Below are 18987 nucleotides of genomic sequence, written 5' to 3'. Positions count from 1 at the left end.
AAATCGATTTCAATACACAGATCCGATTTCGACTGGAATCGCCAATAAGGATGATAAAATATCCTTAAATTAACCGGTTTCAATTCACATATTTTTCAGATTGTTTTATAATTGTCTGTGGGGATTTATTCCTGTACAGTTATATGGATGAAGGTAAAGCGTTTTCTAACCTTATTCGATCCAACATAAGTGTCACAATTTTTATAAAGGAGAGAGATTTAATGACAGCAACAAAAGGTCTAGAAGGTATAGTAGCCACGCAATCTTCGATCAGTTCCATCATCGACGATCAGTTGACATATGTCGGTTATGATATTGACGATTTAGCAGAAAACTCCAGTTTCGAAGAGGTCATCTACCTGCTTTGGAACCTTAAGCTCCCTACTTCAGATGAATTGGATTCCTTCAAGAAGGAGCTTGTCTCCAGCATGGAAATCCCTGAAGAAGTCATCACTCATTTGAAATCCTACGATTTGAAAACGGTTCATCCGATGGCTGCTCTACGTACAGCAGTTTCCATGCTCGGTCTCTATGATGAGGAATCTGATGTTATGGAAGAAGAAGCCAATAAGCGTAAAGCACTTCGTCTTCAAGCAAAGATTCCTACTGTTGTGACAGCATTTGCACGTATCCGCAATGGACAGGATCCTGTATCACCGAAAAGTGATCTAGGGTTTGCAGCGAACTTCCTTTATATGATGAACGGGAAACAACCAGAAGATATCGAGGTAGAAGCATTCAATAAAGCATTGGTGCTTCACGCTGACCACGAGCTGAATGCATCGACATTCACAGCGCGTGTATGTGTAGCGACCTTGTCCGATGTATATTCCGGCGTAACTGCTGCCATCGGTGCATTGAAAGGACCTTTGCACGGTGGTGCGAACGAGCGCGTGATGAAGATGTTGTCTGAAATCGGCGAAGTGGACAATGCGATTCCTTACATCAAGGAACGTCTTGAGAAGAAAGAGAAGATCATGGGTATGGGACACCGTGTTTACCGTAAAGGTGATCCGCGCGCGAAGCACCTGCGTGAAATGTCCAAAGAATTGACCAAGCTTACAGGTCATTCCAAATACTATGACATGTCTATCAAAATTGAAGACTATATCAAAGAAGAGAAAGGTCTTCCGGCGAACGTAGACTTCTATTCTGCTTCTGTCTATCACAGCCTGGGCATCGATCATGACTTGTTCACACCGATCTTTGCTGTCAGCCGTGTTTCCGGATGGCTTGCACACATCCTGGAACAGTTTGATAACAACCGTCTGATCCGTCCACGTGCAGAATATGTCGGACCGAAAAAACAGAGTTATAAACCTATCGATCAACGCTGATAAAAGCCGGGAGACCGGCTTCTATCATGTCTATCGAGCAGTTGCAGCACTTTGATGCAGCTCGGTTAAGGCTCATCCTTTTTATTCAGTTTAATTTATCGTATGATAGGAAAGTGGAACAAATACATCCAAACCAGTAAACAGGAGGTAATCAGATTGTCACAAGGAGAAAAGATTACAGTAGATAATGGAGTACTTAATGTACCAAACCGCCCGGTCATCCCTTTCATTGAAGGTGATGGAACTGGACCGGATATTTGGGCATCAGCAAAGCGCGTTATTGAAGCGGCTGTTGAAAAAGCATATAACGGTGAGAAAAGCATCGACTGGAAAGAAGTTTATGCTGGACAGAAATCTTACGATAAATTCGGAGAATGGCTGCCGGCTGATACATTGGATAACATCCGTGAATATAAGATTGCAATTAAAGGACCTTTGACTACACCAATCGGTGGCGGTATCCGCTCATTGAACGTAGCACTTCGTCAGGAACTAGACTTGTTCACATGTCTTCGTCCTGTACGTTATTTCACTGGTGTACCTTCCCCGGTAAAACGCCCGGAAGACACTGATATGGTCATTTTCCGTGAGAATACGGAAGACATCTATGCTGGTATCGAATGGCAAAAAGGTTCACCAGAAGTGAAGAAAGTAGTTGAATTCCTTCAAAATGAAATGGGTGTTAAAAATATCCGTTTCCCTGAAACTTCCGGAATTGGTGTGAAGCCTGTTTCTGAAGAAGGTACGAAACGTCTTGTGCGTTCTGCAATTGAATATGCGCTGAACGAAGGACGCAGAAACGTGACGTTGGTTCACAAAGGAAACATCATGAAGTTCACTGAAGGTGCATTCAAAGCATGGGGTTACGAAGTTGCCGAAGAGGAATTCGGCGATAAAGTATTCACATGGGCAGAATATGACCGCATCGTAGAAAAAGATGGCAAAGATGCAGCGAACAAAGCACAGGAAGAAGCAGAAAAAGCTGGCAAAATCATCGTGAAAGATGCGATTGCTGATATCTTCCTTCAGCAGATCCTGACTCGTCCGAAAGAATTCGACGTAGTAGCTACTATGAACTTGAACGGTGACTACATCTCTGATGCACTTGCTGCGCAAGTAGGCGGAATCGGAATTGCACCTGGTGCGAACATCAACTTCGAAACAGGACATGCAATCTTCGAAGCTACTCATGGTACTGCACCTAAGTATGCTGGTATGGACAAAGTAAACCCATCTTCTGTCATCCTTTCTGGTGTACTAATGCTTGAGCACCTTGAGTGGAGAGAAGCTGCTGATCTGATTACGAAAGCGATGGACAAGACGATCGGAAATAAAACGGTCACTTATGACTTTGCTCGTATGATGGAAGGCGCTACAGAACTTAAATGTTCTGAGTTCGGTGATGCACTAATCAAAAACATGGACTAATTCCATTTCAAACTGATGCAAAAGAAAGGGGATCATTATGGCAATTAAACGCAACAAAATTTCAGTGATCGGTGCTGGTTTCACAGGCGCGACTACCGCGCTTATGTTAGCTCAGAAAGAACTGGGAGATGTTGTACTTGTTGACATCCCTGACATGGAGGACCCTACTAAGGGCAAGGCGCTTGATATGCTTGAGGCGAGCCCTGTGCAGGGATTCGATGCGAATATCATCGGAACTTCCGATTATGCGGATACGAAAGATTCCGACCTGGTCATCATCACAGCAGGCATTGCCCGTAAGCCTGGAATGAGCAGAGACGATTTAGTAAAGACGAACTCCAAGATCATGCAGAGCGTGACGAAAGAGATCGTCAAGAACTCTCCGGACTGTCATATCGTTGTTTTGACAAATCCTGTTGATGCAATGACATATACCGTTTTCAAAACATCCGGCTTTCCTAAAAACCGGGTGATCGGTCAATCCGGAGTGTTGGACACGGCTCGTTTCCGTACTTTCGTAGCACAGGAACTGAATTTGTCTGTCAAAGACATTACAGGTTTTGTGCTTGGAGGGCATGGCGATGATATGGTTCCATTGATCCGCTATTCTTTTGCAGGTGGAATACCTCTTGAAAAATTGATTTCCAACGATCGTTTGGAAGCGATTGTTGAACGCACACGAAAAGGTGGAGGCGAAATCGTCAACCTGTTGGGTAACGGCAGCGCCTATTATGCCCCGGCTGCATCACTGACGCAGATGGCAGAAGCGATTCTCAAGGATCAGCGTCGTGTGATACCTGCAATTGCCTACCTTGAAGGGGAATATGGCTACGACGGCATTTACCTTGGAGTACCGACAATCCTTGGTGCTGATGGGATCGAAGAGGTCATTGAATTGGATCTGACTGATGAGGAGAAAGCTTCCCTTGATAAATCAGTCGAGTCTGTTAAGAATGTCATGAATGTATTACAATAAAGAAGAAGGGATTCGGGGGAATACCTCGAATCCTTTTTCGCACTTGAAAGAAAACGCTTACATGAAGGGGTGGGAATATGCTAGGTAAAAAGAGAAAGCTGGGAAAGAAGCTGCACGATTTAAAAGTCGGGGATACGTACACCGCATCCAAAACGGTGGAAGATCGTGATCTTCTTATGTACTTAGGGTTATCTGATGATGCCAACCCACTATATATTCAACATGATTATGCTTCACAAACACCATTCAAGCGTCCGGTCGTACCAACTGTAATGCTTGTGGGGATGGTCACTTCTTTGGTTTCCATGCACCTCCCTGGTCCGGGTAGTCATATCCAGCGTCAGGAATTGGAATTCGACAAACCGGTCTATCATTATGCAGAAGTGAAATTCACACTTGAAATCTCCGGCATCGACGAAGCGAAGCATGAAGTTGAAGTGCTCGTACATGGATATGATGAAGAAGGGGCAGAAGTGGTCAAAGGAACATTGACCGTCGTTCCTCCATATGAACCAGAATCCATGAATGCAAGATCGTTGGAAAATTTTTATTAAGATATGTAACCAAGCTCAACAAGAGCTTGGTTTTCTTATGTTTAATTAGACAAAGAGATTAACTTTAAGCTGCATAAAGCTTAAAAAATCATGGAGGGACTGGGGGAAATGGTGAGACTCCTGCGGAAAAACGTACGAGAGAGACCCCGCAACGTAGTGAGGAGGCTCGAACGTTCGTCCGCGGAAAGCGAGCCATTTCTCCAGTCACGACACGCAACACTTTTAAAGGCGTCTGATTTGGTTAATTATTAATTATTTGTAAAGATTACATAAATGAGATTGGTTATTGTCCCACCTGCATTGTATGATTGAAGTAATAGTCGTGAGAGGTGAGTTCAGATGGAAAAGATACTGATCGTAGATGACGAAGAATCAATTGTAACGTTACTGAAATACAATATCGAGCAGGCAGGCTTTCAGACAGATGTAGCTTATGATGGGGCAACTGCTTTGCAAAAAGCAGAACAGAATTCCTATGACATGATCGTCCTGGATGTCATGCTACCGGAAATGGATGGAATGGAAGTTTGTAAAAAGATGCGTCAGAAACAGGTGGATACACCAGTACTGATGCTTACTGCAAAGGATGATGAACTGGATAAGATCCTTGGATTGGAATTGGGGGCGGACGATTATTTGACCAAACCATTCAGTCCTCGAGAAGTGGTGGCTAGAATCAAAGCAATTCTGAGAAGATCCACCAGAGAACCCAAGCAGGAAGATAGTGATCGTCTGGTAATAGCAGATTTGACGATCTATCCTGAACAGTATGAAGCTACCATCAAGGAGCAGCCGTTGACATTCACACCTAAAGAATTCGAGCTTCTCCTGTTTCTTGCTAAGAATAAAGGCCGTGTACTCTCAAGAGATCAGTTGCTCAGCGCCGTTTGGAACTATGATTTCGCAGGCGACACCAGGATTGTGGATGTACATGTCAGCCACTTACGAGAAAAGATTGAACCGGAAACGAGAAAGCCGGTCTACATCAAAACCATCCGTGGCTTAGGCTATAAAATGGAGGAACCTAAGTAAATGAAGAAAAATTCCAGAATACTTCTACCATATATGATTCTGGTCATCATAGTAATGGTAGGCCTGGGAATCGTTCTTGGACAATTGACCAAAGGCTACATTGTCAGCCTTTTTGAAGAACGGATGGAGAATGAAAGTAGCATCATTCTCGCTTACTTAGAAGAATACGCCAAAAATGAAGAGATTGATGAAACGGATCTGGAAGCGTTCAGTCGTGATGTTGAGATGGGACTGATTTTTTTTAATGAAAAAGATGAACTGATCATCAATACGACACAGGCATTGGGATCCATTTCTGAAGAGCAATCCTTAGTAGAAGCACATGCTGAGGGGCGATTGAATCAGACAAATGAAGGTAAATGGGAAGGGCATATTTTCTATTATCCTATTCCGGTGGACATCGATGGGTTGAGCGGGACACTAGTCATCGTTTCCCCTGTGGATTCCATCCTGAACATTTCCAAGAACATCTGGCTGTTGATAGGCATCATGCTCGTCTTCTTGTTAGTTACAGTTCTCGTTATTGGCAACAATATTTTCGAAAAGTATATCAAACCGATTCGATCAGCTTCTGATGCAGCATCAGAACTCGCAAAGGGAAACTACAGAGCAAGAACATATGATGGATATTTCGGTGATGCAGGTGAATTGAGCAACTCCATCAATGTGCTTGCACGTAATCTTCAGACGATGTCGATGGAACAGGGGATGCAGGAACAGCGACTTGAAGCGGTCATCAACAATATGGGGAGCGGATTGATTCTTATTGATGAAAAAGGATACATCCATCTAGTCAATCGAGCTTTTCTGGACAGCTTTGGAGGTAACAGCAAAGATTATGTAGGCTCCTTATATTACGATGCAATCAAGCATGAGGCAATCCATGAAGCAGTCCAGGATATTTTCATGCTTGAAGAGACTGTACGGGAAACATTTGTATTGCCGATCAATATTGAACGTCGACATCTGGAAGTTACCGGTGCTCCTATCTTTACGGCATCACGTAAATGGAAAGGAGTGGTGCTCGTTTTCCATGACATTACAGAAATGAAGCACCTCGAGGAAATGCGGAAAGATTTTGTGGCGAATGTTTCGCATGAATTGAAAACACCGATCACATCGATTCGAGGATTTTCAGAAACATTATTGGATGGGGCAATGAAGGATGAAGCACTTCTGCAGCAATTCCTGCACATCATTTTGAAAGAAAGTGGACGTTTGCAGTCATTGATTAATGACTTGCTTGAACTTTCAAAACTGGAGAAGTCAAACTTCCAATTGAATGTGACTGAGTTTAATCTTCAAGATCTACTAAAAGACATCGTTCCAATTGTTCAGCATGCAGCAGACCAAAAACAGATCGAATTAGATATGAGTATAGATGGTGAAACAGTGGTGGAGGGAGATGCGCCAAGACTGAAGCAGGTGTTCGTGAACTTGATGCTGAACGCAGTGAATTACACAGCTGAAGGTGGAAAAGTCAATGTTTCCCTGTCAGAGGAACGAGAGAATGTGATCATCCTTGTACGTGATACTGGCATCGGGATACCACAAGAAGAGATACCAAGAATCTTTGAGCGCTTTTATCGTGTCGATCGAGCCAGAAGCCGGAATTCAGGTGGGACAGGGCTCGGCCTCGCAATCGTCAAGCATATAATCGAAGCGCATAGAGGAAAAGTGGAAGTGGAAAGTGAAATTGGGAAAGGTACGACCTTTAAGGTTATCCTTCACAAATCATTTACACAATCTTAATACTCTTTTCATATTACGTTTAATAATAATTGGTAAAATATTCTCGAAACCCTTTCATCCAAGGTGTTTTCTTGTTTGACGGAAGCAACCCTCGCTTCCGTCTTTTTTTATTTGTCTACGCCCTGATTTCTGAAAATCATACATGTCCAGTATCGTTCACCAATCACACTTAGGGTGGCTGGGAAACTTCGAGACTCCCGTGGGAGAAGGGGCTAGGCGAGACCCCACAGAGAGTAAAACGACCGAGGAGGCTCGACAGATCCCCCACAGGAAAGCGAGTAGTTTCCCAGCCGCCTTTCCACTAATTAATGATTAATTTTTCGTAAAAGAATTGTAACAAAACTGAAACGTTCTATGAGCTTCGACCGTATAAATACTGTGACTACATAAAAAAGGGGAGAATGAGAATGAGCCTGAAACAGATATACAGCTGGACAGGAATGATCATCATCGGAATCATTCTGATCATAGTCGGAATTACGTCCTGGTACACTGTAGACGAATCCGAACAAGCGGTCATCCTGACATTCGGGGAAGCAGAAGATGCCATTACAGAGCCTGGTCTTCATTTTAAATTGCCTTGGCCCGTCCAGGAGGTTGAAAAACTATCAAAAGAGACGTTCAGCCTGGACTTCGGATATTCAGAAGATGGGTCCAAGAGCAAGGATACTGCACGGATGATTACTGGTGATGACTTTATCGTAGAAGCGGATTTGGTCGTCCAATGGAAAATCATCGATCCGGAAAAATACTTATTCAATGCAGAGGATCCGGACCAAGTATTATTCAATGCCACCTCTGCCTCTTTAAGAGGAGTCATCGGTACGACGGTGATCGATGACGCGCTTACATCCGGTAAGGCAGAGATTGAAAATGATGTACGTGAACAATTGATCAACCGAATGGAAACCTATGACATCGGAATCTCCATCAGTGATGTAAAACTTCAGGAAGTCGACTTACCTAATGAAGATGTCCGGAAAGCATTTACGAAAGTAACGGACGCAAGGGAAACAAAGAATACAAAGATTTTCGAAGCGAACAAATATAAGAACCAGCAGACAGAAGAAGCATTAGGGGAGAAAGATGCCATCATCGAGCGTGCAGAAGGGGATAAGGTAGCTCGTATGGAACAGGCAAGGGGAGATATTGCTGGTTTCAATGCATTACTTGCAGAATATGAAAATAACGAAGAAGTCACTAGACAACGATTGGTGATGGAAACGTTGGAGAAAGTCCTGCCATCAGCAAATGTGTATATTATGAATGATGATGGAAATACATTGAAATACCTTCCGTTAGGTCAGGAAAATGCACGTACAGTGGTTCCTCCTGCAAGTGAAGAAACAGAAGATGAAGAGGGGGAGAACAACAATGAGTGAGAATGGTAACGTCTTTGATATGAAAAAGAAAGATCCGATCAATTTCAAGAAATATGTAAAACTTGGCCTTGTCATTGTCGGTATCGTTGTTCTCTTATTGCTTGCACTGACTTCGATTGTCATCGTTAAGGAAGGCGAGTACAAAGTGATCCGTCAGTTTGGTGAAGTCGTAAGAATCGAGTCCGAACCAGGGCTGAAATTCAAGGTGCCACTCCTGCAGGAAGCAACCACGCTGCCTAAAAAGAAAATGGTGTATGACGTAGAGCAAAAGGAAATCAATACGCTCGATAAAAAACGGATCATCATTGATAACTACGCAGTATGGCATGTGACAGAGCCGGAAAATATGATTCGTAACGCAAAAACAGTCCTGAAAGCCGAAGCTAGGATGGGAGAATTCATTTTCTCAATCATCCGGTCAGAGCTTGGTCAACTGAACTACGAGGAAATTATCAATGATGAAGAGCATGAGCGGGGAGATTTGCATCAGCGGATCAAAGATCGTGCCAATCAGCTTCTCGAAGCGAACAGTTATGGAATCAGAGTGGATGATATCCGGATCAAGCGTACCGATTTGCCTGAAGAGAATGAACAGGCAGTCTATAACCGAATGATTTCCGAGCGGGAATCCAAGGCACAGCAGTATCTCTCACAGGGGGAGGCAGAAAAGAATCGGATTATCGCCCAGACAGATCGTAATGTCACCGAGATGCTTGCGAAAGCAAATGCCGATGCAGCACAGATTCGTGCAGAAGGGGAACAGGAAGCTGCAAAGTTATACAATGAAGCTTTCAGCCAGGATACGGAGTTCTATCAACTCTACCGTACCCTTGAATCGTACAAAACGACGGTCGATGGAGAAACGACCATCATTTTACCTCAAAACTCACCTTATGCAGAACTATTGTTAGGTTTTTATGAATAACCGTAAGTAAAGATAACTCAGTAATGGCGTGTAACCCCACACCATTACTGAGTTTTTATATGTAAACCGGTAACTGGATTTGGGCGTTGCATTACTATTTTTTGAGGATGCTGGGAAACGACTCGCTTTCCTGCAGGGGACCTGGCAAGCTTCCTCAGGCTTACGCCTTGCGGGATCTTGCCTATCTCCTTCTCCTGCGGGAGTCTCGCCGTTTCCCAGCATCATGGTTTGATTAACGCCTCGCTACATCATACCCACTCCTACATTATGTAATGCTCTTAACTTAAGCTCTGTATGTGTGGTTTTTTCTTATGAAAGTCAAACATGGTAGAATAATAAAGCAGAGTGAACTTGAATGAACGAATTATTTACATAAAACCAATATTGAGGAGTGGGAAGATGGCTGATAAGAAACTGGTGCTGATTGATGGAAACAGTATCGCTTACCGTGCATTTTTTGCATTGCCGCTTTTGAACAATGACAAAGGGGTCTATACCAATGCGGTCTACGGTTTTACAACGATGCTGCTGAAAATTCTTGAGGAAGAAAAACCGACACACATGCTGGTAGCGTTCGACGCAGGAAAAACGACGTTCCGACATGAGACGTATAAAGAGTACAAAGGTGGCCGTCAGAAGACTCCACCCGAGCTTTCCGAGCAGTTCCCTGTGCTGAAAGAGCTGCTGGACGCATTCAGTATCAAGCATTACCAGCTGAACGAATACGAGGCGGACGATATCATTGGTACCCTGGCAAAACAGGGGGAAAAAGACGGACTTGATGTGACTGTCATTTCCGGTGACAAAGATTTGCTTCAACTTGTTTCCGACACGACGAAAGTGACACTTACCAAAAAAGGTATTACAAATGTAGAAGCCTACGACCCTGCCTTCATGCTGGAAAAGATGGAAGTTCGTCCTGACCAGATCATCGATTTAAAAGCATTGATGGGAGATAGTTCGGATAATATTCCAGGTGTACCTGGAGTAGGGGAAAAAACAGCTGTCAAACTGCTTAAACAGTTCGACACGCTTGAGAATATCTATGAAAACCTTGAAGAAGTGAGCGGGAAGAAATTAAAAGAAAAGCTCAGTAATCATAAAGAGGACGCATTCATGAGTAAGAAACTTGTTACGATTGAAACGGCCTCCCCAATTGAAGTTGGATTGAAAGATCTTGATTATGATGGCTATCAGCACAAAAATGTTAGCTCCTTATTCAAAGACTTAGGCTTCCAGTCTCTTCTCGGAAGGATTGGGGGAGACGATGCTGATGCTCAAGTTGAATCTGCTTTGACAGAAGTCGAGGTGGAAAAACTTGATGCTGTACCTGATGATCTATTCACTGGAAAAGAAGCAGTAGTCGTTGAAATGCTCGAAGACAATTACCATTCAGCAGATATCATTGGAGTATCAATTACGAACGAAAATGGAAACTTCCACCTTCCGATTGAAGTCGCGAAGGACTCTGAAGCATTCAGTGTGTGGGCGGCGGATGCCTCCATGGAAAAGTGGGTGTTTGACGCCAAAAAGACATACGTTGCGCTCCTCCGCCACGGAGTGGAACTTAATGGAATCGAATTCGATTTGCTTCTTGCATCTTACTTGATCAATCCTTCTGACAACCATCACGATATTCCGGCAATCAGCCACCGGATGGGTGAAGCGGATATCCAATATGACGAAGAAGTATATGGAAAGGGCGCAAAAATGAAGGCGCCAGAAGCTGAAATACTTGCTAAGCACCTGGCAAGAAAGTCTGCTGCATTGTATAAATTGAAGGAGAATATGGAAGAGCAGTTAAAGCAGAATGATCAATTCAATTTATATCATGACTTGGAACTTCCTTTGGCTCTGATCCTTGGTGGAATGGAGCATACTGGTGTGCATGTGGACGTCGAACGCCTTGAAGAAATGCGTAAAGAGCTGAAAACGCGGTTGGAAGAAATTGAAGCTCAGGTTTACGAAGCAGCTGGAGAAAAGTTCAATCTCAATTCTCCTAAGCAACTTGGCCCGATTCTGTTTGAAAAGCTGGAGCTTCCAGTCATCAAGAAAACAAAAACCGGTTATTCCACTTCTGCGGATGTCCTGGAGCAATTGGAGAATGAGCATCCAATCATCTCGAAGATCTTGATGTACCGTCAGCTTGGTAAATTACAGTCCACCTACATTGAAGGATTGTTGAAAGTGGTGAAGAACGACACGAATAAGATCCATACCCGATTCAACCAGGCACTGACCCAGACAGGACGGTTGAGTTCCACGGACCCTAATCTGCAGAATATTCCTATCCGTTTGGAAGAAGGACGTAAAATCCGTCAGGCCTTCATCCCATCTGAAAAGGATTGGATCATTTTCGCGAGTGACTATTCCCAAATTGAACTGCGCGTACTTGCCCACATGGCCCAGGACGAAAAGCTGATCCAGGCATTCAACTCTGGGGATGACATCCACACGCAGACAGCGATGGAAGTGTTCAATGTAGAAGCGGATGAAGTTGATGCGAATATGCGACGACAGGCGAAGGCAGTAAACTTCGGTATTGTTTATGGAATCAGTGATTACGGACTTTCTCAGAGTCTTGGAATCACAAGGAAAGAAGCACAGCAATTCATTGACCGATACTTGGAAAGTTACCCTGGCGTGAAAGCCTATATGGACAGTTCCATTCAGGAAGCGAAGCAAAAAGGTTTTGTCACTACATTGATGAACCGGAGAAGGTATTTGCCGGATATTACGAGCCGAAACTTCAACAAGCGCGGTTTTGCTGAGCGGACAGCGATGAATACACCGATTCAGGGAAGTGCAGCAGATATCATCAAGAAAGCGATGATCGATCTTCACGCTCGCTTGAAAGAAGAAGAACTAGAAGCAGTCATGCTTCTTCAGGTACACGATGAATTGATTTTGGAAGCACCGAAACATGAAGTGGATAAGCTGAAAGAAATCGTAGCTGATGTAATGGAACATACAGTAGAACTGGATGTTCCGCTGAAGGTGGATTCTTCCTTCGGTGACACTTGGTACGAAGCAAAATGATATAGGAGCAGGATGAGTATGCCAGAACTACCAGAGGTAGAAACAGTAAGACAAACGTTGAAACAGCTTGTACTAGGAAAGACGATAAATGATGTCACCATTCATTGGGGCAATATCATCAAACAGCCCGCTGAACCTGAGAGTTTCAAACGGGTGATGATCGATCAGACGTTACATGATATTGATCGGATGGGGAAATTCCTGATTTTCCAATTCGATGATGTCCATATGGTTTCCCACCTTCGGATGGAAGGGAAGTTTGCCGTTCATCCGAGTGAGGAACCTATGAAAAAGCATACCCATGTCATCTTCCATTTTACAGATGGCACGGAATTACGATACAACGATGTTCGTAAGTTCGGTACCATGCACGCCTTCCCTAAGGGAGAAGAAAGAAAAAACAAGCCGTTGACGCTGTTAGGGCCTGACCCGTTCGATCCGTCCTTCACCCTGCCTTATTTCTATGAAAAAGTGAAAAGGACGACAAGGTCGATAAAGGCTGTGCTGCTTGACCAGTCTGTTGTTGCCGGTTTAGGGAATATTTATGTCGATGAGACTCTCTTCCGGGCGGGTGTACACCCGGAGAGGCGAGGTAAGGAGTTGGCAGAAGCCCAGGTCGAGGCAATTAGGATAGCAGCAATAGAAACAATCAACGAAGCGATTCAGCAGGGTGGAACGACCATCCGTACCTACGTGAACAGCCAAGGGCAGATCGGGATGTTCCAGCAAAAGCTTTATGTTTACGGGAAAGAAAATGAAGCGTGTCAACAATGTGGTACTTTAATCGAGAAGATGAAACATGGAGGTCGCGGCACCCATTATTGTCGTACATGCCAGCATTGACATACACATCATCCTAAGACTCCCATATACTATCCCATACCTTTTGATGTAAGGGAGATCGAGTATGGGAGTCTATGCCACCATCGTTCTGCTTGTTACCGCTGTCAGTCTGGACAGCTTAGGTCTTGGATTCATTTATGGATTGAAAAAAATTGCATTGCCAAAGATGGCTTTGCTGTTGATCGCCTGTTTATCAAGTGCAATCTTTTATCTTTCTGTCAGCTTAGGAAGCATGCTCACCCGTTATCTTTCGGAACACATTGCAGAAAGAATCGGAGCGATCATTCTGATAGGCCTGGGGTTGTGGTTTTTTGCTCAGTTGTTTAAACCAGCCGAAAGGAATCACAAAGAAAAGAAAGAAGCATCATGGTCCACCCCTTCGGATATTTTGAAGAGTCCAGAGCTTGCAGATATGGACGATTCTGGATCCATCAAAGGATGGGAAGCTGTGTTGCTTGCTTTGGCGCTTTCATTCGACACGGTTGGAGCAGGAGTAAGTGCCGCATTTTTGAATATACCTCCATTGTTTACATCTATAGCAATTGGGTTCATGACGAGTTTTCTGCTGTTTGGAGGAATGAAGATTGGTGGTAGAGTCGGGCGTTCCGAGTGGATGGATAAGGCATCTGTACTGCCTGCAATACTTTTGATTCTGATCGGCATTTTCAAATTGGTGTAAGGAGGGGTTAGATGACTTTGGTCATTGGATTGACAGGAAGTATCGCCACAGGGAAAAGTACAGTTTCCCTTATGTTCGATGATTACGATATACCTGTCATCGATGCAGATAAGCTTTCGCGTGAAGTAGTTGTTCCGGGGGAAGCTGCTTATTATCAAATCGTGGAGGTTTTCGGTGAGGAAATTCTAAGAGAAGATGGAACGATTGACCGAAAGAAACTAGGGAGTATCGTTTTTACTGACGAATCCAAACGTAAAGAGTTGAATGCCATCGTCCATCCAGCAGTAAGGGAGCGTATGCTCCAGAAGCGAGATTCATGGAAAGAAAAAAATGTTCCCGCTGTTGTGATGGATATCCCATTACTCTTTGAGAGCAAGTTGACTCATTTTGTTGATAAAACCTTGGTCGTCTATGTGGACGAGCACGTACAACTTTCCCGATTAGTGGAAAGAGATGAGTCTACTAAGGAAGAAGCAATGCAGCGCATCCAGTCACAGATTCCGATCTCGGAAAAAGCGGAGATGGCTGATGCAATCATTGATAACAATGGAAGTAAGCAGGATTCCTATAAGCAGCTGGAAGAGATACTTATACAATGGAATGTGATCTGAATGAAAAGCCTATTCTACTCTTGAAGTGGATAGGCTTTTTGTTTATTTACGTTAGGGTTTCATCACTTAAGTGGATGGGTAGTAGTGGAAAAAGAAAAAAATTTGTAAAATGTTATACTTTCGTTGACCAACATCTATTTTAATGTGTTATACTAATCGTGATAATTCGAATGAAAAGTATATCATATATAGGGGGCACGCTTTATGAACAAGACACGTATTGCCATCAATGGGCTAGGAAGAATCGGGAGAATGGTATTTCGCAAAGCCATTCTGGATGACACTGTGGAGGTAGTAGCAATCAATGCCAGCTATCCACCGGAAACTTTAGCTCATATGATCAAATATGATAGTGTGCATGGTAAATTGAACGCAAATGTGAAAGCGCTTAACAACGGACTGGAAATTGACGGGAAAGAAGTGAAGCTTTGTTCTACACGTGATCCTCGCGAACTTCCATGGGCAGAATACGATATCGATGTTGTTGTAGAAGCAACAGGTAAATTCAAGACGAAAGAGGATGCAGGACTTCATATTGAAGCGGGTGCTAAGAAAGTAGTCATCACAGCACCAGGTAAGGAAGTGGATGCAACCATCGTCATGGGTGTGAATGAAGAAACCTATCAACCTGAAGAACATGATGTCATTTCCAATGCATCTTGTACGACGAACTGTTTGGCACCCGTCGTTAAAGTGCTGGATGATAAATTCGGAATTGAAAACGGCTTGATGACAACTGTCCATGCCTTTACAAACGACCAGAAGAATCTCGATAATCCACATAAGGATCTACGACGTGCGAGAGGCTGTACACAGTCGATCATCCCGACTTCCACAGGAGCTGCGAAAGCGTTAGGTGAAGTACTACCGCATATGAGCGGTAAACTGCACGGAATGGCATTGCGTGTGCCGACGCCGAATGTTTCATTAGTGGATCTAGTCGTCGATTTGAAACAGGATGTAACTGCAGAGGAAGTGAATGAAGCATTCCGAAACGAGGCAGGAAACGCTTTGAAAGGCATCATGGAATATAGCGATGAGCCTTTGGTATCTATTGATTACACGACATCTGAATTCTCTACGATCATCGATGGGCTATCCACCATCGTCATGCAGGACCGAAAAGTGAAAGTGCTGGCATGGTACGATAATGAGTGGGGGTATTCCTGCCGCGTCGTGGATCTCGTAAAGTTTGTCGGTAGTAAATTAGGTGAAAAATCAACAGCACGTGTTTCGTAAATAATTGAATATTCCCCCACCTTAAAGAAAAGATAATTCAACAGTCAGCCCCATTTGAAATATAAAAAATGGTTCTTGCAAAAGTGGGGTAAACCGTTTATACTTTTTTTGAACTTCTGAATTCTGGCAATTAGATGTCTACTCAAAGGGTTAGGACCTCTCTGGACTAACTTTCCCCCGTGGTAGCACATTTCGAAGTCTTTGGGAGTCACTTATCTTGTACGAGGGGGATTATTAAAATGGACACAATGGGAAGACACGTAATTTCAGAACTATGGAATTGTAACAATGATAAATTGAACGATATGGCATATATCGAAAAGGTTTTTGTAGATGCAGCTTTGCGAGCTGGTGCTGAAGTTCGGGAAGTCGCATTCCATAAATTCGCTCCACATGGTGTCAGCGGAGTGGTCATCATTTCAGAATCACACCTGACGATCCATAGCTTTCCGGAGCATGGTTATGCCAGCATTGACGTATATACATGTGGCGATCGTATCGATCCAAATGTTGCTGCAGATTACATTGCAGAATCATTGGAAGCCAAACGGAATGAAAGTGTAGAAGTACCACGAGGCATGGGCCCTGTGGAAGTGAAGCAAGCACTATAAAATCGGACGCAACAGACCACACGGAATTTTCCGTGTGGTCTTTATTTTTCTTCTGAAATGTGGTTGATTAACTTTAGGAATTCGTTTTACTTGCGCTGTTCTGCTTATGCGTATCGGGGCTCCTGGGGCGACTCCGCACTATATGTTTCCGACATTTTTTGCAAAGTCCGTTTTAACCGTGATCGCTTCCGTGTTAAAATAGGGGTAGTATATTTTTTGACCGTTTCGGAAAAGAGGAAATGAAGTTGAAGAAATTCATAAATAGAAACTTGACGAATCAATCGGAGACGCGGGAGCATCATGAGGATGCTGCTCTGCAGACGCATTATTTTAAAACTACGAAACAAAAAGCCTATAAAGCTGCTGAAGCTGTTTTTCAACGCGAAGGGTACACGATTCTCTCCTCATCGGAAGAACGTGGAGAAATCAGTGTGAACTTCAAGGGAAAAAAGAAGGCATTCATTGTCACAAGTATCGTCATGGTCAAACCGTTCAGGACTGCCATCGATTTCAACGTCACAACGGAATCAGGCGGACCATTCGATTTCGGATTCAGCAGACGGACGATTATCGATATCTACACGGAATTGAAAAAGAACCTGCCTTATATCGAAACATCGATGGCAGATCGAATTTCTGAATAAAAGGCTGCCGCCACCCCTGGAGTGAAGCGATTATGAGATGTCCAAATTGTCAATATAAAAGTACGAAAGTGTTGGATTCCCGTCCGATCGAGGAAGGAAGAGCGATTCGCAGACGCCGTGAATGTGAGTCCTGTAACTTCAGATTTACCACCTTCGAACGGATTGAAGAGGTACCTTTGATTGTCGTGAAGAAAGAAGGAACCAGGGAAGAATTCAGCAGGGAGAAATTGATGCGCGGTCTGATCAAATCATGTGAGAAGAGACCTGTTGCTCTGGAACAGATTGAATCGATCACGATTGATGTAGAGAAAGAATTGCGCAATATCGGAAACGCAGAAGTAAGTAGTGATACGATTGGTGAAATGGTGATGGATCGTCTATCCCATGTCGATGAGGTGGCCTACGTCCGGTTTGCATCGGTCTATCGGCAGTTCAAAGATATCAATGTATTCCTTGATGAATTGAAAGAGCTTATTAAACGTGAAGATGACTAAGTCCGGGAAGAATAAATGTCCGGACTCTTTTAATGATAGTGATAAATGCAAAGTTGAAGGGAGGGACATGTATGCATGAATCAATAGGGAAATTGTTTCCGGTTGATGGTTTCATGTTACAGCTGAATGGAATCATACCACGGAAATACAACCAGTCGCTGACACATCTGTATCAACCTGTGCTCGGCATTCATGCGGTTTCTCTTTTCCATACACTTTTGAATGAATATGAGTTATCCGACCCTTCGGAAATGAAAACCCATCATACATTAATGAACCATCTTTCACTTCCGCTTGATCAGATTTATGAAGGGCGTCGGAAGCTTGAAGCGATCGGTCTGCTTCAAACATACGTAACCCAAGTGGAAGAACAGACTGTCTATATCTATGAATTGCAGTCGCCATTCTCACCGGAACAATTCTTCAATGATGACATGCTGACTGCCCTTCTCCGCCACGCCCTAGGTGGGGAGAAGTACAATAAACTGCACGAAAAGTTCATCGATCCGCAGCAGCATATGCTTGATAAAGTGAATGTGACTGCTACCTTCGAGGAGGTATTCCATGGCTATGGTAGATCCATGCGCATCGTACCGAAGGCGTCCAACGAAAAAGCGGAGCATGCTGCAAAAGGTCCGAACGTAGGGGAAGAGCGAATCGACTTCCAGTGGATAGAGCAAGCCTTGAAAGAAAAAATGTACCCAGCTCAAATGATCCTTTCCGTCAGGAATAAAAAAGTGATCAATCAAATGGCAGCCTTGTACAATCTTTCTGGTCAAGACATTGAGAAGGCGATCGGCTGGGCTTTGAACGAAGAAAATCAGCTCGTTTTAGGAGAGTTCAAAGAAGCTTGTCATGATCTCTCCAAAACAAAGGCGCCTTCCACAGGGGACGCGAAGGACGTTTTAGATAAGCGTGTGAAAACCGGCCAGCAGGAAGCTGTAAATGAAGGATCTAAAAAAGAACAATTGATTGCAAGGCTTGAGCGTATATCACCCCGGGAACTGCTGGAAGACCTTTCAGGTGGCAATGATGCATCTGATCAGGATCTGAAGCTTGTCCGTGATATTATGACAGAACAGGGATTATCCCCTGGCGTCATGAATGTGCTTGTGCATTATGTAATGCTGAAGACGGATATGAAGCTTTCCAAAAGTTATATGGGTAAAATCGCCAGTCACTGGGCGAGGAAAAATGTCACCACAGTGCGACAGGCAATGACACTTGCTAAGGCTGAGCATCAAAAATATCAGCAATGGGGCAAGGAGCGTAATGTCCGCTCCTCCAGCAGGAAGAAAGAAGTCATCCCGGACTGGTTCAAAAACCAGAAAGAACAGCAGATGACCAATCAGCAGCCTCAAACACAGCGCCCGACGAATAAAGAAGAAATCGCAGCTAGAATAAGGCGGATTACAAATAAAGGAATTTGACCAAAAGGTGT

Annotated in this window: 17 protein-coding genes; all 17 read left to right on the top strand. The window is 43.8% G+C overall.

All coding sequences use genetic code 11. The annotated features are described in order from the left end of the window. Positions 1–221 precede the first annotated feature (221 nt). The 17 genes from citZ (at position 222) to ACFQ2J_RS07260 (ending at position 18976) form a co-directional block, all read left to right on the top strand. Entirely contained in the window at positions 222–1337 is a 1116-nt protein-coding gene (gene citZ, locus ACFQ2J_RS07340; RefSeq protein WP_386058009.1) for a citrate synthase, read from the top strand. Positions 1338–1439: 102 nt separating this feature from the next. Further along, complete coding sequence (gene icd / locus ACFQ2J_RS07335; protein WP_386058006.1) at positions 1440–2765, top strand: NADP-dependent isocitrate dehydrogenase; 1326 nt, start codon at positions 1440–1442, stop codon at positions 2763–2765. Between the two features lie 37 nt (positions 2766–2802). After that, positions 2803–3741 carry a malate dehydrogenase gene (mdh, locus tag ACFQ2J_RS07330; RefSeq protein WP_386058003.1) on the top strand — a complete coding sequence of 313 codons (939 nt, stop codon included), beginning with the start codon at positions 2803–2805 and terminating at the stop codon, positions 3739–3741. Between the two features lie 77 nt (positions 3742–3818). Beyond that, the gene (locus ACFQ2J_RS07325; RefSeq protein ID WP_386058000.1) at positions 3819–4295 is read left to right on the top strand and encodes a MaoC/PaaZ C-terminal domain-containing protein; all 477 of its coding nucleotides are present in this window, start codon (positions 3819–3821) and stop codon (positions 4293–4295) included. 339 nt (positions 4296–4634) lie between these two features. After that, positions 4635–5327 carry a response regulator transcription factor gene (locus ACFQ2J_RS07320; protein WP_386057997.1) on the top strand — a complete coding sequence of 231 codons (693 nt, stop codon included), beginning with the start codon at positions 4635–4637 and terminating at the stop codon, positions 5325–5327. Continuing rightward, the gene (pnpS, locus tag ACFQ2J_RS07315) at positions 5328–7079 is read left to right on the top strand and encodes a two-component system histidine kinase PnpS (RefSeq protein WP_386057995.1); all 1752 of its coding nucleotides are present in this window, start codon (positions 5328–5330) and stop codon (positions 7077–7079) included. Positions 7080–7486: 407 nt separating this feature from the next. Further along, positions 7487–8461 carry an FtsH protease activity modulator HflK gene (hflK, locus tag ACFQ2J_RS07310; protein ID WP_386057992.1) on the top strand — a complete coding sequence of 325 codons (975 nt, stop codon included), beginning with the start codon at positions 7487–7489 and terminating at the stop codon, positions 8459–8461. Then, positions 8454–9386 carry a protease modulator HflC gene (gene hflC, locus ACFQ2J_RS07305; RefSeq protein ID WP_386057988.1) on the top strand — a complete coding sequence of 311 codons (933 nt, stop codon included), beginning with the start codon at positions 8454–8456 and terminating at the stop codon, positions 9384–9386. Before hflK ends, hflC begins: the two co-directional genes overlap by 8 nt. Positions 9387–9785: 399 nt before the next feature. After that, positions 9786–12425: a DNA polymerase I gene (polA, locus tag ACFQ2J_RS07300; protein ID WP_386057985.1), complete on the top strand. Its 2640-nt coding sequence runs from the start codon at positions 9786–9788 to the stop codon at positions 12423–12425. A gap of 18 nt (positions 12426–12443) precedes the next feature. Next, positions 12444–13268 (top strand): DNA-formamidopyrimidine glycosylase, encoded by an 825-nt coding sequence (gene mutM / locus ACFQ2J_RS07295; protein WP_386057982.1) that lies wholly within the window; start codon positions 12444–12446, stop codon positions 13266–13268. 64 nt (positions 13269–13332) lie between these two features. Then, a complete protein-coding gene (gene ytaF, locus ACFQ2J_RS07290) occupies positions 13333–13947 on the top strand; it encodes a sporulation membrane protein YtaF (RefSeq protein ID WP_386057979.1) in 615 nt (204 codons plus the stop codon). Between the two features lie 11 nt (positions 13948–13958). Next, positions 13959–14558: a dephospho-CoA kinase gene (coaE, locus tag ACFQ2J_RS07285; protein ID WP_386057976.1), complete on the top strand. Its 600-nt coding sequence runs from the start codon at positions 13959–13961 to the stop codon at positions 14556–14558. Positions 14559–14762: 204 nt separating this feature from the next. After that, positions 14763–15797 (top strand): glyceraldehyde-3-phosphate dehydrogenase, encoded by a 1035-nt coding sequence (locus tag ACFQ2J_RS07280; RefSeq protein ID WP_386057973.1) that lies wholly within the window; start codon positions 14763–14765, stop codon positions 15795–15797. Positions 15798–16036: 239 nt separating this feature from the next. Then, the gene (gene speD, locus ACFQ2J_RS07275) at positions 16037–16408 is read left to right on the top strand and encodes an adenosylmethionine decarboxylase (protein WP_386057970.1); all 372 of its coding nucleotides are present in this window, start codon (positions 16037–16039) and stop codon (positions 16406–16408) included. Positions 16409–16647: 239 nt separating this feature from the next. Then, positions 16648–17052, top strand: a complete 405-nt coding sequence (locus ACFQ2J_RS07270) for a cytosolic protein (RefSeq protein WP_386057967.1) — start codon at positions 16648–16650, stop codon at positions 17050–17052. A 32-nt stretch (positions 17053–17084) separates the two neighbouring features. After that, on the top strand, positions 17085–17546 hold the full coding sequence (gene nrdR, locus ACFQ2J_RS07265) for a transcriptional regulator NrdR (RefSeq protein ID WP_386057964.1): 462 nt from the start codon (positions 17085–17087) through the stop codon (positions 17544–17546). A 71-nt stretch (positions 17547–17617) separates the two neighbouring features. Beyond that, entirely contained in the window at positions 17618–18976 is a 1359-nt protein-coding gene (locus ACFQ2J_RS07260) for a replication initiation and membrane attachment family protein (RefSeq protein ID WP_386057961.1), read from the top strand. Positions 18977–18987 lie beyond the last annotated feature (11 nt).

This window comes from Thalassobacillus hwangdonensis (assembly GCF_042675915.1).
Taxonomy (GTDB): domain Bacteria; phylum Bacillota; class Bacilli; order Bacillales; family Halobacillaceae; genus Thalassobacillus_A; species Thalassobacillus_A hwangdonensis.
The sequence above is the reverse complement of the archived record's forward strand: the minus strand, read 5'-3'. Positions and strand labels throughout refer to the sequence as shown.

What these genes read in the sequence shown, in the direction of transcription:
- hflC (WP_386057988.1), top strand. Translation starts at nt 8,454, where the DNA reads ATGAGTGAGAATGGTAACGTCTTTGATATGAAAAAGAAAGATCCGATC.
- mdh (WP_386058003.1), top strand. Translation starts at nt 2,803, where the DNA reads ATGGCAATTAAACGCAACAAAATTTCAGTGATCGGTGCTGGTTTCACA.
- speD (WP_386057970.1), top strand. Translation starts at nt 16,037, where the DNA reads ATGGACACAATGGGAAGACACGTAATTTCAGAACTATGGAATTGTAAC.
- hflK (WP_386057992.1), top strand. Translation starts at nt 7,487, where the DNA reads ATGAGCCTGAAACAGATATACAGCTGGACAGGAATGATCATCATCGGA.
- polA (WP_386057985.1), top strand. Translation starts at nt 9,786, where the DNA reads ATGGCTGATAAGAAACTGGTGCTGATTGATGGAAACAGTATCGCTTAC.
- pnpS (WP_386057995.1), top strand. Translation starts at nt 5,328, where the DNA reads ATGAAGAAAAATTCCAGAATACTTCTACCATATATGATTCTGGTCATC.
- ACFQ2J_RS07320 (WP_386057997.1), top strand. Translation starts at nt 4,635, where the DNA reads ATGGAAAAGATACTGATCGTAGATGACGAAGAATCAATTGTAACGTTA.
- ACFQ2J_RS07270 (WP_386057967.1), top strand. Translation starts at nt 16,648, where the DNA reads ATGAAGTTGAAGAAATTCATAAATAGAAACTTGACGAATCAATCGGAG.
- ACFQ2J_RS07280 (WP_386057973.1), top strand. Translation starts at nt 14,763, where the DNA reads ATGAACAAGACACGTATTGCCATCAATGGGCTAGGAAGAATCGGGAGA.
- coaE (WP_386057976.1), top strand. Translation starts at nt 13,959, where the DNA reads ATGACTTTGGTCATTGGATTGACAGGAAGTATCGCCACAGGGAAAAGT.
- nrdR (WP_386057964.1), top strand. Translation starts at nt 17,085, where the DNA reads ATGAGATGTCCAAATTGTCAATATAAAAGTACGAAAGTGTTGGATTCC.
- ACFQ2J_RS07325 (WP_386058000.1), top strand. Translation starts at nt 3,819, where the DNA reads ATGCTAGGTAAAAAGAGAAAGCTGGGAAAGAAGCTGCACGATTTAAAA.
- ACFQ2J_RS07260 (WP_386057961.1), top strand. Translation starts at nt 17,618, where the DNA reads ATGCATGAATCAATAGGGAAATTGTTTCCGGTTGATGGTTTCATGTTA.
- ytaF (WP_386057979.1), top strand. Translation starts at nt 13,333, where the DNA reads ATGGGAGTCTATGCCACCATCGTTCTGCTTGTTACCGCTGTCAGTCTG.
- icd (WP_386058006.1), top strand. Translation starts at nt 1,440, where the DNA reads ATGATAGGAAAGTGGAACAAATACATCCAAACCAGTAAACAGGAGGTA.
- mutM (WP_386057982.1), top strand. Translation starts at nt 12,444, where the DNA reads ATGCCAGAACTACCAGAGGTAGAAACAGTAAGACAAACGTTGAAACAG.
- citZ (WP_386058009.1), top strand. Translation starts at nt 222, where the DNA reads ATGACAGCAACAAAAGGTCTAGAAGGTATAGTAGCCACGCAATCTTCG.